The 13,728-nt window shown below is 54.3% G+C and carries 10 protein-coding genes and 3 pseudogenes; 12 read left to right on the top strand and 1 reads right to left on the bottom strand.

Annotated elements, in window-relative coordinates:
• The first annotated feature begins 10 nt into the window (after positions 1 to 10).
• Complete coding sequence (locus tag JI735_RS27155) at positions 11 to 1,111, top strand: GerAB/ArcD/ProY family transporter (protein ID WP_039835375.1); 1,101 nt, start codon at positions 11 to 13, stop codon at positions 1,109 to 1,111.
• Here JI735_RS27155 and JI735_RS27150 read toward each other — a convergent pair.
• Entirely contained in the window at positions 1,084 to 1,341 is a 258-nt protein-coding gene (locus JI735_RS27150; RefSeq protein ID WP_039835376.1) for a hypothetical protein, read from the bottom strand. The two genes, JI735_RS27155 and JI735_RS27150, sit on opposite strands and share 28 nt — an antisense overlap.
• A gap of 168 nt (positions 1,342 to 1,509) precedes the next feature.
• On the opposite strand from JI735_RS27150, the pseudogene JI735_RS27145 reads away from it, so the two are divergent.
• The 11 genes and pseudogenes from JI735_RS27145 (at position 1,510) to rlmN (ending at position 13,727) form a co-directional block, all read left to right on the top strand.
• Positions 1,510 to 3,382, top strand: a pseudogene (locus tag JI735_RS27145) (bifunctional homocysteine S-methyltransferase/methylenetetrahydrofolate reductase).
• Between the two features lie 38 nt (positions 3,383 to 3,420).
• Positions 3,421 to 4,311, top strand: coding sequence for a YicC/YloC family endoribonuclease (locus JI735_RS27140; protein WP_039835378.1), 891 nt, complete (start codon positions 3,421 to 3,423; stop codon positions 4,309 to 4,311).
• A 50-nt stretch (positions 4,312 to 4,361) separates the two neighbouring features.
• Positions 4,362 to 4,622, top strand: a complete 261-nt coding sequence (gene remA, locus JI735_RS27135; RefSeq protein WP_006209218.1) for an extracellular matrix/biofilm regulator RemA — start codon at positions 4,362 to 4,364, stop codon at positions 4,620 to 4,622.
• Positions 4,623 to 4,640: 18 nt separating this feature from the next.
• Positions 4,641 to 5,209: pseudogene (gene gmk / locus JI735_RS27130) on the top strand (guanylate kinase).
• Positions 5,210 to 5,264: 55 nt separating this feature from the next.
• Entirely contained in the window at positions 5,265 to 5,465 is a 201-nt protein-coding gene (gene rpoZ / locus JI735_RS27125; protein ID WP_020431395.1) for a DNA-directed RNA polymerase subunit omega, read from the top strand.
• A gap of 206 nt (positions 5,466 to 5,671) precedes the next feature.
• Positions 5,672 to 6,904: a bifunctional phosphopantothenoylcysteine decarboxylase/phosphopantothenate--cysteine ligase CoaBC gene (gene coaBC / locus JI735_RS27120; RefSeq protein ID WP_039835379.1), complete on the top strand. Its 1,233-nt coding sequence runs from the start codon at positions 5,672 to 5,674 to the stop codon at positions 6,902 to 6,904.
• Positions 6,904 to 9,435: a primosomal protein N' gene (gene priA / locus JI735_RS27115; protein ID WP_039835380.1), complete on the top strand. Its 2,532-nt coding sequence runs from the start codon at positions 6,904 to 6,906 to the stop codon at positions 9,433 to 9,435. The genes coaBC and priA overlap by 1 nt, the downstream gene beginning before the upstream one ends.
• Positions 9,436 to 9,550: 115 nt before the next feature.
• The gene (gene def / locus JI735_RS27110) at positions 9,551 to 10,036 is read left to right on the top strand and encodes a peptide deformylase (protein WP_039835385.1); all 486 of its coding nucleotides are present in this window, start codon (positions 9,551 to 9,553) and stop codon (positions 10,034 to 10,036) included.
• A gap of 5 nt (positions 10,037 to 10,041) precedes the next feature.
• Positions 10,042 to 10,978 (top strand): annotated as a pseudogene (gene fmt / locus JI735_RS27105) (methionyl-tRNA formyltransferase).
• Positions 10,979 to 11,016: 38 nt separating this feature from the next.
• A complete protein-coding gene (rsmB, locus tag JI735_RS27100) occupies positions 11,017 to 12,486 on the top strand; it encodes a 16S rRNA (cytosine(967)-C(5))-methyltransferase RsmB (protein ID WP_202677699.1) in 1,470 nt (489 codons plus the stop codon).
• Positions 12,487 to 12,683: 197 nt separating this feature from the next.
• Positions 12,684 to 13,727, top strand: a complete 1,044-nt coding sequence (rlmN, locus tag JI735_RS27095) for a dual-specificity RNA methyltransferase RlmN (RefSeq protein ID WP_020431376.1) — start codon at positions 12,684 to 12,686, stop codon at positions 13,725 to 13,727.
• The last annotated feature ends 1 nt before the right edge of the window (position 13,728 follow it).

Raw genomic sequence — 13,728 nt, 5'->3', positions numbered from 1 at the left:
GTGTGAGGAAATGGGAACAGTTAAAATCGGGATGATCCAGTTTTTCAGCATTACCCTGCTGTTTGAACTGGGAACGGCGCTGGTTGTTAATCTGGGCATGGCAGCCGGCAGGGATGCATGGCTCACTATTCTTATCGGCTGTGCGGGAGGTATTGGCTTGTTCGCAGGATACGCTTATTTGTACAGAAAGTACCCCGGGCTGTCTTTTACAGCCTATACCCGGAAGCTGCTGGGCAAATATATCGGGACCCCCGTAGCGTTGATATATGTTATTTTTTATATCAATCTGGCCGCCCGGGATTTGCGTGACGGCAGTACAATGCTTGCCATGGCTACCATGCATAACACCCCGTTGTTCATTCTCAGCATGCTGATGATTCTTTCAAGCGCCTACGTTCTGCATAAAGGGTTTGAAGTGCTGACCCGGACATCCCTGGTTTTTCTGCTCCTGGTCCTGCTGATCGGCATATTCAGCACCCTTATGCTGATGTTCTCGGGATCTATTAATTTGAACCGGCTTCTGCCGGTGCTGGAGGATGGGGCAGAACCTGTAATCCGTTCAGTACTGCATCAGAACTATATGTTCCCCTTTGGCGAAATGATCGCTTTTACCATGCTCATGCCTTTTCTCTCTAATGTAAAAAAAGGCCCCTGGGTCATCGCCGGAGCGATGCTGGTTTCCGCACTGATGCTGAGCTTTACGATGGCTCTGAACATCTCTGTGCTTGGGGCGGATATTGTGGAGCGCTCCCCTCTGCCGCTGATGCCTACGATCAGCAAAATATCAATTTCGGACTTTATCCAGCGTGTGGATATTTTTGTGGTTATGGTGCTGATCATCGGCGTGTTTTTTAAAATTTCTGTGTTTTTCGCTGCGGCTCTGATCGGGATATCTGACCTCTTCGGCGTCCCTTACCGCAGAATGCTCTATCCCTGCACCCTGATTATTTTGTTTACCTCTATGCTGGATGCCCGCAGCTTTACTGAGCATCTGGATGAGGGAGGGAGACTGCTGTATACCGTGTATCCGTTTCTCATAATTGCGATACCGGCTGTTCTGATCCTCGTCTCGGTAGTGAAAAGCTATTTCTCGGCTTCCCGGCCGGGCTGAGTGCCGCGGATGAAGTACACGGCATCCGGGATAATGAGACTCAGCAGCATAAGCAGTGCAACCAGCTTTTCCGAAGCAGAGTATAATAAGTAGTTTGCAATGTACCTGATATTTTCCAGCCCATAGCCAAAGAGCCAATCACCGAAATATAAATAAAACAGGGAGAGTACGGACAGCAGCACAATTACCGTATATTTTTTCAACAGCAGCTTCCGGTTTGTTTTCTTCATGGAATCTGGCCCCTTATCGACATTTTCTGCTAGTATGAATCATTTTCCCCGCAGCCATGCAATTGCAGTTGCGCCCTGGCTCTGCTTTTGTTCACGAAAGCTTATCATCCATCCCGATTTATGTTACATTAGTATGAAACTATGGACTGATTAGGGGAGGTTCTTGCGGTGAAGCCGGATTTGCGCTCTGCATGGAAGAATAACGTATTGGTCGGAGACGGGGCGATGGGAACTTTTTATATCAAAAAGGCTTCCCGGTCGGCATCTCCTATGAAGAATTGAATTTGACCTCTCCGGAGGTGATTGAGGATGTGCACCGCAGTTATATTGGAGCGGGAGCGGTGCTGCTGGAGAGCAACACTTACTCAGCCAATTATGACAAGCTGTCGAAATTCGGGCTGGAGGCCAAGGTCGGTGATATCAACCGCGCTGGTGTGCGGATTGCGCGGCGTGCCGCCGGTGAATCGGGTTATGTTGTCGGTGCGGTAGGCTCGATCCGCGCCGGCAAACGGGCAAATCTGTCCGGCACAGAGCTGAAGCGGTTTTATACCGAGCAATTTTCGGCGCTGCTGGAAGAGCAGCCTGACGGCATCCTGCTGGAAACCTTCTATGATGTGGAGGAGCTGCATTTGGCGCTGAGATCCGTGCGCAAGCTCAGCGACCTGCCGGTGATCTGCCAGCTTGCTGTGGATGAGACTGCGCGTACCCTCGACGGATTAACGCTGCCGGAGGCTTTTCATATTTTGGAGCAGGACGGGGCGGATGTTATCGGCTTCAACTGCCGGACCGGTCCTAACGGCATTAAGCGGGCGCTAAAATCGCTGCAGGGGAACCTCAAGCTCCCCGCTTCCATATATCCCAATGCCGGTATCGCCGATTATGTGGACGGACAGTACCGCTATGGCGCATCGCCGGAGTATTTCGGCCAGATGGCTCCGGTTTTTGCGGATATGGGAGCCCGGATTATCGGCGGCTGCTGCGGCACAACGCCACAGCATATTGCCGAAATCTCTGCTGCGCTGCGCGGCTATACTCCGCAGCCCCTGCCGGAACCAACGGGGCAGAGAGATCCCGAACGCCTGATCGTCCAGGAGCATCTGGCAGAGGATGAGGAACGTGACGGCAGAGAGCCGACACTGGTTGATCTGGTCAAGGAGCGCCATACGGTGATCGTGGAGCTTGATCCGCCGCGTGATCTGGATATTGCGAAGTTCATGCGGGGGGCGGAAGCGCTGCGCAAGGCAGGTGCAGATGCGCTGACCCTGGCGGACAATTCGCTGGCTGTGACCCGGATGAGCAACATGGCGCTGGGACATCTGGTGCAGGCCCGCACAGGGCTGCGGCCCCTGGTCCACATTGCCTGCCGGGACCGCAATCTGATCGGAACCCAATCCCATCTTATGGGCTTCGATGCGCTGGGCATTGATCATGTGCTGGCAGTCACAGGCGACCCTGCCCGTTTCGGGGATTTGCCGGGCTCAAGCTCTATTTATGATCTGACCTCATTTGAAATTATACGGATGATCAAGCAGCTCAATGACGGCATCGCTTTTTCCGGCAAGCCGCTGAAGCAGAACGCCAATTTTGTGATCGGGGCTGCATTTAATCCTAACGTCAAGCATTTGGACAAGGCAGTTGAACGTCTGGAGAAAAAATCGCTTCCGGTGCAGACTATATTATGACCCAGCCCGTATATGATCCTGAGCTGATTGCCCGGATTGCGAAGGCAACGGAGCATCTGGGGATTCCTATATTTATCGGCATCATGCCGCTCGCCAGCGGGCGCAATGCCGAGTATCTGCACAATGAGGTGCCCGGCATTCAGCTATCCCCGGAGGTTCGCAGCCGTATGCAGGGACTGGAAGGCGAAGCAGGACGCGCAGAGGGAGTGCGGATTGCCAAAGAGCTGCTGGACGCGGCCACTGCGCATTTTAACGGCATTTACCTGATGACGCCATTCATGTTCTATGATATGAGTGTGCAGCTTCTGGAGTACGTGTGGGCAAAACAAGGGCGCAAATTGTCCCCCTTGTTTCGCTAGTAATAATCAATTACAATAGTGTAATGGATGTGATTCCGTTGTCATTTAGCATGACCGGATACGGTCAATCATCCCTGCAATTCGGCGGTTACAAGATAATGTTCGAAGTCAAATCGGTGAATAACCGTTACTGCGAAGTTGTGCTGCGGATGCCCCGGGATTGGACAGTTTATGAGGATATGCTGCGAAGACAGGTTCAAGCTCATATCAAACGGGGACGGGTTGATGTCATCATTAACAGGGAGCATGCCGATGAGGCCGATTCCACACAGGTGCTGAACCGTTCGGCGGTACGTTCTTATTTGAAGTCGGCACAGCAGCTGAAGGAAGAATTTGGAATCTCCGGTGAGCTCCAGCTTCGCGACATCCTCGCTCTGCCGGGTGTAATGGAACTCAAGGAGGATGTACATGCATTAGCCTCATCCCAGGACCTCAAGGATACCCTTGAACTTGGGCTGAACCAGAGTCTGGAAGCGCTGATGGACATGCGCGCCCGTGAAGGCGGATTTCTAGCCGCTGACCTGCTGGGGAGACTGAATCATTTGGAGGAGCTCCATGCTGAAATGGCTGGACTGGCTCCTGTTGTGGTGAGCGAGTACCGCGAGAAACTGCGGCAGCGGCTGACCTTGCTGAATGACGGTACGTTCCCTTTTGAAGAGCATAAATTCGGAATGGAAATGGCTATTTTTGCCGACCGCTGTAATATTGATGAAGAGCTTACCCGGTTGTACAGTCATTTTGAACAATGCAAGGCTGTGCTGACAAGCAGTGAGGCTGCAGGACGCAAGCTGGATTTTCTCGTTCAGGAGATGAACAGGGAGACAAATACTATAGGGTCCAAATGCAATCATCTCACTCTGGTGAACCTGACGCTGGATATGAAGGCCGAGCTGGAGAAGATACGTGAGCAAGCAGCGAACCTGGAATGACAGCTGCCTGAAGTAAGCGAAGATGTAACCTATGGGGGAACAACCGGAACATGGCAATTAAATTAATCAACATCGGCTTTGGGAATATTGTATCGGCCAACCGTATTATTTCCATTGTCAGCCCGGAATCAGCACCAATCAAACGTATTATCCAAGAGGCGAGAGACCGGCATATGCTGATCGATGCAACTTACGGCCGCCGGACGCGGGCCGTCATCATTACGGACAGCGATCATGTCATTCTTTCGGCCGTGCAGCCGGAGACTGTGGCGCACCGCCTGTCCAGCAAAGATGACGATAACGACGAATAACAACAAATGGAGTGTACTATGTCTAGAGGATTGCTGATCATATTATCCGGCCCTTCCGGTGTTGGTAAAGGAACCGTATGCACCGCACTGCGGCCGAAGATGCCCGAGCTTGTCTATTCTGTTTCAGCGACTACACGCTTGCCGCGTGAAGGCGAGGAGAACGGAGTCAACTATTTTTTAAGACCAGAGAGCAGTTTGCGGCCATGATCGAAGCCGACCAGCTGCTTGAATATGCGGAGTACGTAGGCAATTATTACGGTACTCCGCGTGACTTTGTGGAGAGAACTCTCGACAGCGGAAGAGATATTATTCTGGAAATCGAGGTTCAGGGAGCACTCAAGGTCAAGGAGAAATTCCCTGAAGGCATCTTTGTATTCCTTCTTCCCCCGTCTATGGACGAGTTGAAGGACCGAATCCGCGGGCGCGGAACAGAGCATCCTGATGTCATCAGCCACCGCATGTCCGTGGCGGAGGATGAGATCAGCCTGATCCGGCATTACGATTATGCAGTAGTGAACGATGAGATAGATCTGGCCTGCAAGCGAATAGAAAGCATCATTATCGCCGAACATTGTAAGGTGAGATGACAGGCTCAACAGAACTTAAGCTCATATTCCAGTAAAAGATAAAGAGGTGTCTTACGTGCTATATCCATCCATTGACGAAATGATGACCAAAGTTGACAGCAAGTATTCCCTGGTGGTTGCTGCAGCCCGCCGGGCGAGAGTGCTCCGGGAAGGCGGCAAGACCGAGATCAAAGCTCCAAGATCGCACAAGTTCGTTGGTGTTGCCCTGGAGGAAGTTTTTGAAGACCGTATCACAGTAACCCGCGGCGAAGAGTAGTCTGAAGGTACCCTGCTAGGCCATTGCAGAAACGGGTACCGTCCTTTTAGGACGGTGCAGCCGTTTCTGCTTGGGTTAGGAGGTCTGTAGTTTGAACGTAGTTCTGAATAGCCCGGACCGGGCGGTATCTGACAACCGGAAGGTTGTTATTTTTTCTCAAAATCTGAGGATTTTTCAGATGACAAGGGAACAGGGGGGAGATTACGTTGAAGAGCTTACAGGGCAAAACGATTATTTTGGGGATTACCGGCGGGATTGCTGCCTATAAAGGCGCGGCCTTGACCAGCAAGCTTACACAAAAAGGGGCCACGGTGCATGTGATTATGACCGCCTCGGCCAAGCAGTTCATTACAGAGCTGACACTGCAGTCCTTATCCAAGCAGCGTGTATACAGCGATACCTTTCAGGAGCGCGATCCGTCTTCGATTTCGCATATTGATCTGGCGGATTCCGCCGATCTTGTACTTGTAGCACCGGCGACAGCCAATATTATCGCCAAAATGGCCCACGGCCTGGCGGATGACATGCTGTCCACCACGCTGCTGGCGGCTACAGCTCCGGTGATGGTGGCGCCTGCCATGAATGTGCACATGTATCAGCATCCCGCGGTGATGGACAACATCAACACGCTGTATAAGCGGGGAGTGAAATTCATAGAGCCGGGTGAAGGCCAGCTGGCCTGCGGTTATGTAGGCAAAGGGCGGCTGGAGGAGCCGGAAAAGATTGTAGAGGTGGTAGAACAGTTTTTTGCTCAGCAGGACAGTGCGGCAAATGGGCCGCTCGCCGGTAAAAAAGTGGTAATTACTGCAGGCGGAACGATCGAGCGCATTGACCCGGTCCGCTATATTACCAATGATTCCTCCGGCAAAATGGGCTTCGCCCTATCGCGTGCAGCGCGTGCAATGGGAGCAGAGGTCACCCTCATCGCTGCGCGCACCGATGAAGCGCCTCCTCAGGACCCGGAGATTCGCGTGGTCCGGGTTGAATCGGCTGCGGACATGTATGAAGCCGTACTGAACGCCTGGCAGGATTGCGATATTCTGGTCAAGGCTGCGGCTGTGTCGGATTACCGCCCGCGGCAGAGTGCGGAATCCAAGATTAAGAAGAGCGGAGATACGCTGAGCCTTGAACTGGTGAAAACAACAGACATACTGGAGAATCTGGGGAAACACAAGGATAAGCAGTTTCTCATCGGTTTTGCGGCTGAAACAGGCAATGCCGAATTTTATGCCAGGGACAAGCTGATCCGCAAAAATCTGGATTTGATTGTTGCCAACGACGTTACCATGGAAGGTGCCGGATTCGGTACAGACACTAATATTGTATCCGTCTATGATGCAGAAGGACTGGTGCTTGATCTGCCGCAGACTTCCAAGGATGAGGTAGCAAGTAAGCTGCTGCAGCTGGCGGCCAAACGTATTTCCGGAGCGCAATTATAATGGAGATAGCCAAGGTCATTGTCGATGTTCCTGTGCGCAGCACTGACCGGCCGTTTGATTATTTGATACCAGACCCGCTTAAACTATGGATCGAGGTGGGAAGCCGGGTAGCAGTGCCCTTTGGGCACCGTACGGTGCAGGGGTTTGTGGTATCCCTGGAATCCGGGGAGACAGGTACAGTATCAGGGATGAAGCCGATACAGGAAGTGCTGGATCTGCTTCCCCCGCTGTCCCCGGAGCTGGTCGAGCTGGGGGATTGGATGAGCCAAAGATACGCCTGCAGACGGATATCCGCACTTCAGGCGATGCTTCCTACGGCTCTCAAAGGCAAGGCTGAACGGCTGATAACGCTCGGCGATGCGGCGGATGAAGGGAACACCACCGCTGATGAGCTGTTCCCGCTGTTCCTGGAGACGGATCAGGAGGAGAACCGGATTTCAGAATTTGTCGGACGCCATGGAGAAGTCTCCATGAAGCTGCTGACCCGGACCTTCCCCCACGCAGCGGAGACGGTGAAGTTTATGCTCCGCCGCGGCGTATTGGCCGAGAGCCAGTCGATTAAGGACAAGATGGGCAAAAAGAAGCTGAAGGCGGTTGATTTGGCTATAGGGCTCGCGGCGGCCCGCGAATCCCTTGCCGGATTCCCCGCGCGTTCGGCCCGCCAAAAAGAAGTGCTGTCTTTCCTGATTGACATGGAGGCGATGCTTCCGATGCCGATGAAGGATATTTTATCCATTCTGCAGGTCACGGCAGGGACGGTAAAAGCCCTGGAGGACAAGGGTTTTATTGAGATTAGCGAGATTGAGGTATACCGGGACCCTTACCGGGGGCGTGATTTCAAGCCCAGTACACCGCTGCCGCTGACAGAAGAGCAGGAAACTGTATATAACAGAATTGCCGCGACTGTGGATGAGCAGCGGCATGAGGTGTTTTTGCTGCATGGAGTTACCGGAAGCGGCAAGACAGAAATCTATCTTCAGTGTATCCAGCGCTGCGTGGATCAAGGGCGGCAGGCGGTGGTGCTTGTGCCCGAGATTGCTCTCACGCCGCAGATGGTCGAGCGGTTCAAAGGCCGCTTTGGGAGTGGAGTCGCTGTGATGCACAGCCGGTTGTCTGTGGGCGAGCGGTATGACGAATGGCGCAAAATCCGCGAAGGTAAAGCATCGGTGGCTGTAGGCGCCCGTTCCGCGGTTTTTGCTCCGTTCGTGAGTCTGGGCCTCATCATCATGGATGAAGAGCATGAATCCTCTTATAAGCAGGAGGAGAATCCGAAATACCATGCGCGTGATGTTGCGGTCCGCCGTGCAGAGCAGGCTGGAGCTGCGGTGATCCTTGGCTCCGCCACTCCTTCACTGGAGAGCTATCATGCGGCCAGGTCGCAGAGCGATATTCATTTCTCGCCAGTCCTGCTGAACATGCCCAGCCGTGCACTGGGCAATGAATTGCCCAAGGTGCATGTGACAGACATGCGGGAGGAACTGAAGGAAGGGAACCGTTCGATGTTCAGCCGCCGGCTCCATGCGGCTCTGGAGAGCCGGCTGGAACGCGGGGAGCAGACGGTGCTCCTGCTGAACCGCAGAGGTTTTTCCACCTTTGTGATGTGCCGCAGCTGCGGTTATGTGGCGGGCTGTCCCGATTGTGACATCTCGCTGACGTATCACAGCCGCAGCGATAATCTCCGCTGCCACTACTGCGGCCATGCGGAACCGGCGCCTAAGCTGTGTCCGGAATGCGGAAGCGAGCATATCCGTTTTTTTGGTACAGGCACCCAGCGGGTTGAAGAAGAGCTCGGCAAGCTGTTTCCCGGCATCCGTGTCATTCGAATGGATGTGGACACGACCACGGAGAAGGGTTCACACGAGAAGCTGCTGAACCAGTTCAGGGACAAAAAAGCCGATGTGCTGCTGGGCACGCAAATGGTAGCCAAAGGGCTGGACTTTCCAGACGTTACTCTGGTGGGAGTGATTACTGCCGATTCTGCGCTGAACCTGCCGGACTTCCGGGCGGCGGAAAAAACCTTCCAGCTGCTGACGCAGGTTGCCGGCAGAGCCGGACGCCATCAGCTTCCCGGCGAGGTGGTTGTGCAGTCCTATACCCCGGAGCATTATTCCATCGTTCATGCCAGCGGGCATGATTACCACTCTTTTGTACGGGAAGAGCTGAAGCACCGCCGGGAATTGCATTACCCTCCGTATTGCCGGCTGATTCTAGTCACGCTTTCTCATGAACAGCTGCCGGTGCTGCTGCGTTTGGCGGAGAATTACGCGCTGAACCTGCAGGGCAAAGCACGGCAGCTGCGCTGGTTCGGCAGCCTGGACAAGCTGTCCTCCGATGCGCTCGATCTGCTCGGTCCTGTCGCATCCCCGCTTCCACGGCTAAAAGGCCGGTACCGGTTCCAATGTATCATCAAGTGGCGCGGCTCCATTGATGCCATCGGCCTGGCCCGCCAGGTGGCGGAAGAGCTGGAGGATTCGGTTCGCGATACCGGACTGCAGATCAGTCTGGATGTAGATCCGCAAATGTTGATGTAATCGGCAGGCATGATACAATAGGTACGCATTGCAGAAAGCTTATATAAGATGAACTTGAAAAATTCATAAAAGGGAAAGTTATACTATAGAAATGTTCAAGGATGGTGTGTTTGAAATGGCTATAAGGCTGATCGTGAAAGAACCGGATGAGGTGCTGCATAAGACAGCTAAGACGGTGACGAAGATAACCCCCAATGTTCAAAAGCTGCTGGATGACATGGCGGATACCATGTATGACGCGGAAGGGGTTGGGCTGGCTGCGCCGCAGGTCGGTATTTTGAAACGGCTGATCGTCGTGGATGCCGATGAGGAGCATGGATTGATCAAGCTGATCAATCCGGAAATTGTCAGCATGGAAGGCGAACAGTTCGGGCCGGAGGGATGCCTGAGCATTCCCGGTCTGAATGGTGATGTGCGCCGTGCCGAGACGGTAACCGTGCGTGGGCTGGACCGTGAAGGCAACGAAGTGACGATTACCGGAAGCGGCCTGCTGGGCCGGGCATTTCAGCACGAGATTGACCATCTTAACGGGGTGCTGTTCACGGATATCGCCGAGAAGGTATATGAGTATACCGCTGAGCGCAGCGAAACTGGGGAGTGAATGGAATGAAGATAGTGTTCATGGGGACTCCGGCTTTTGCGGTGCCTTCCCTGCAAATGCTGGTGAAGGAAGGGTATGAGATAGTTGCAGTTGTCACCCAGCCTGACCGGCCGCAGGGACGAAAAAAACACTCACCCGTCTCCGGTCAAAGAGGCAGCTATAGCTCTGGGACTGCCAGTGCTGCAGCCTGAACGGCTGCGGCGTCCTGAATCCGTGGCGGAGCTGGCTGCCTATGAGCCGGATCTGATTGTTACGGCCGCTTACGGACAGATTCTGCCCAAAGCGGTGCTGGAGCTTCCGCAGTACGGCTGTGTGAATGTTCACGGCTCGCTGCTGCCGAAATACCGGGGCGGTGCGCCGATTCAGCGCTGTATTATCAATGGCGAGAAGCTTACCGGGGTTACCCTCATGTATATGGCGGAAGGACTGGACACCGGAGACATGATCTCACGGGTAGAGGTTCCAATCGGAGAAGAGGATACTTCGGGAATTCTGTTCGAGAAACTGAGCCTGGCGGGATGTGAGCTGCTCAAGACGGAAATGCCCCGGCTGGCCGCAGGGCGTGTGCAGGCAACTCCGCAGGATGACAGCGAAGCCACCTATGCGCCGAATCTCACCAGGGAAGATGAACGGATTGATTGGAGCGCCGGCTCGCAAGACATCTATAACCGCATTCGCGGGCTGGTTCCGTTCTCTGGCGCTTTTACCCTCTGGAACGGCGAAACGTTCAAGGTGTGGGCAGCGCATAAGCCTGCTGCGGACGGCGGAGGCAGCGGGGCCGTGCCCGGTACGGTCATAGAGGTGAGCGGCAGTGGCGTTAAAGTGAAGACAGGCGATGGCAGCCTGTCCCTGACCACGGTTCAGCCAGCCGGCAAAAAGGCTATGACCGCAGCCGATTTCAGCCGCGGCGCAGCGATGAAGCCCGGGACGGTGCTGGGTTGAGCGCGGCCAGCGGCGGCGCGGGCCGCAAGGGGCCGTTTATGCAGCCGGACGGCGGCAGGAACGGTGCAGGAGCACCTGGAGCACGCCCGGCAGGCGGCAGTGCAAGAAAAGGAACCGCAGGCAAGCCTGCCCGGTCTGGTGCCGCAGGTACCCGGGCAGCCGAATCTGCCCGGGAAGCGGCGCTCGATATTCTTGTCCGTGTCGAGCAGCAGGGAGCCTACAGCAATCTTCTGCTGAACAGCAGCCTGCAAAAGACTGCACTCAGCCGCGAGGATGCAGGGCTTGCCACGGAGCTGGTGTATGGCAGCATCTCCCGGCTCCTTACCCTGGATTATGTACTGGACGGGTTCGTCAGCAAAGGCATTGCCAAGCTTCAGCCCTGGGTCCGCAATTTGCTGCGCTTAAGCTTGTATCAGATCATGTATCTCGACCGGATTCCCTCTCATGCCGCCGTTAACGAGGCGGTCAATATCGCCAAGAAACGCGGACATCAGGGAATATCGGGAATGGTGAATGGTGTACTTCGCAGCGTGCTGCGTGCCGGGGAGCTTCCGGTATTGCCGGAGAACCTCAGCCCCGAGCAGCGGATTTCTACCCTCCATTCCCATCCCTTGTGGATGGTGAAGCAATGGGCTGCGGAGTATGGATTGGATGCCGCCGAAGCAATGTGCGCTGCGAACAATGAGCCTCCGGCGGCCAGTGTGCGTGTGAATCTGACAATGATCAGCCGTGATGCGCTGCTGGAACAGATGCTTGAAGCTGGACTTGCAGCTTCGCCTTCGCTGGTGAGCCCCTACGGCATTGTGGTCAAAGGCGGCGGCAATCTGGCGCTGACCTCCTGGTACCGGGACGGTTATTTGTCCGTACAGGATGAGAGCTCCATGCTGGTGGCTGAAGCGGTGGCGCCTGAGCCAGGCATGAGAGTGCTTGACTGCTGCGCCGCACCGGGCGGCAAAAGCGCCCACATGGGCGAACTGATGAAGGACGAAGGATATATCTATGCAAATGATCTGCATCCCCACAAAGCCCGGCTGATTGCAGATCAGGCGCAGCGGCTTGGCCTGGAGTGTATTGCCACAGGCAGCACTGATGCGCTCCGGCTGGCCCAGACATTTGAACCGGAGTCGTTTGACCGGATTCTGCTTGATGCCCCCTGCTCAGGACTTGGGGTCATCCGCCGCAAGCCCGATTTGAAATGGCGCAAACAACCGGAGGATGTAGCCAGTGTGGCTGCTCTTCAGGCGGAGCTGCTGCAATCGGTGTCCCGGCTGCTTAAGCCCGGCGGCATTCTGGTTTATAGCACCTGCACTACAGAGCAGGCCGAAAACAGCAGCGTAATCGCAGAATTTCTCGGGAACAATCCCGGGTTTACTTCTGCAACCTTCACTTCTCCGGTATGGAAAAGATTGGAGGAAACCGCACTTGCGGCAGGAGAAGGGCTTCAGCTGCTGCCGCAGCATTACGGCAGTGACGGCTTCTACATTTCCAGGCTGCAAAGACTCTTTTAACATAGCAATTTCTTTAGGCGTTAACCGGTCTCCCGCCCGCGGGTCTTTATGCGTGGCGGGCTTTTCTTTTACCGTCTCTGATATTTGTGTTAAAATAGGAAGAATGAGAAATAATACGCATATCCTTAAGTAGAACAGATTGGTGTGCGTATGCTGATAAATTTCTATATCTTAAGAAAGTACAGGTGCTAATTCTAATGAAACCTTTAATATATGATTTTTCTCTGGAAGAGTTGCAGCAGTGGGCTAAGGACAACGGTGAGCCCGCTTTTCGCGGCGGGCAGATTTTTGACTGGCTGTATGTCAAGCGGGTCAATGATTTCGAAGCGATGAGCAACTTGTCCAAGGCGCTGCGCGCCAAGCTGGATGAACAGTTCCGCATAGCGGCGCTGACTGAGATTACCAAGCTGGAGTCCAAGGACGGCACCGTGAAATTCCTGTTCGGCCTGCATGATGATCACGCGATCGAGACTGTTATTATGAAGCACAATTATGGCAACAGCGTCTGTGTAACGACACAGGTTGGCTGCCGGATCGGGTGCACCTTCTGCGCCTCTACACTCGGCGGTCTTAAACGCGATCTGACCGCTGGCGAGATTGTGGCCCAAGTGGTTCGCTCCCAGCAGATTCTGGATGCCCGCGGCGAGCGGGTCAGCAGCATTGTCATTATGGGCACGGGCGAACCCTTTGAGAATTATGACGCGACTATGCGGTTCCTGCGTCTGATGATCCATGAGAAAGGCCTGAATATCGGACAACGGCATATCACGGTTTCCACCAGCGGGATTGTGCCGAACATCTATAAATTTGCTGACGAGGATACCCAGATCAATCTGGCGATCTCGATCCACGCACCCAATGATGCGCTGCGTTCCAAGCTGATGCCGGTGAACCGCCGGTATCCTTTTGATGATGTGATTGAATCCCTGCGGTACTATCAGGCTAAGACCGGCCGCCGGATCAGCTTTGAATATGCCCTGATCGGCGGCGTGAATGACCAGAAAGAACATGCGGAAGAACTAGCCGGGGTGCTTAAGACCATGCTCTGCCACGTGAATCTGATTCCCGTGAATCATGTGCCTGAGCGCAAGTATGTACGGACTTCCCGCAATGATATTTTTGAATTTCAGCGTATTCTGGCCGACCATGGTGTAAATGTAACCATCCGCCGTGAGCAGGGCCATGATATAGCGGCCGCATGCGGACAGCTGCGTGCCAAACACATGGAGAAGTTGGGGTGAG

The sequence above is a fragment of the Paenibacillus sonchi genome, from assembly GCF_016772475.1.
GTDB lineage: Bacteria > Bacillota > Bacilli > Paenibacillales > Paenibacillaceae > Paenibacillus_AQ > Paenibacillus_AQ sonchi.
Note: the sequence above shows the minus strand (reverse complement) of the source record. Positions and strands in the feature narration are given on the sequence as shown.

Coding starts and splice junctions, on each gene's coding strand:
- JI735_RS27150 (WP_039835376.1), bottom strand. CDS start 1,341: ATGAAGAAAACAAACCGGAAGCTGCTGTTGAAAAAATATACGGTAATT.
- remA (WP_006209218.1), top strand. CDS start 4,362: ATGGCAATTAAATTAATCAACATCGGCTTTGGGAATATTGTATCGGCC.
- def (WP_039835385.1), top strand. CDS start 9,551: ATGGCTATAAGGCTGATCGTGAAAGAACCGGATGAGGTGCTGCATAAG.
- rsmB (WP_202677699.1), top strand. CDS start 11,017: ATGCAGCCGGACGGCGGCAGGAACGGTGCAGGAGCACCTGGAGCACGC.
- JI735_RS27155 (WP_039835375.1), top strand. CDS start 11: ATGGGAACAGTTAAAATCGGGATGATCCAGTTTTTCAGCATTACCCTG.
- rlmN (WP_020431376.1), top strand. CDS start 12,684: ATGAAACCTTTAATATATGATTTTTCTCTGGAAGAGTTGCAGCAGTGG.
- priA (WP_039835380.1), top strand. CDS start 6,904: ATGGAGATAGCCAAGGTCATTGTCGATGTTCCTGTGCGCAGCACTGAC.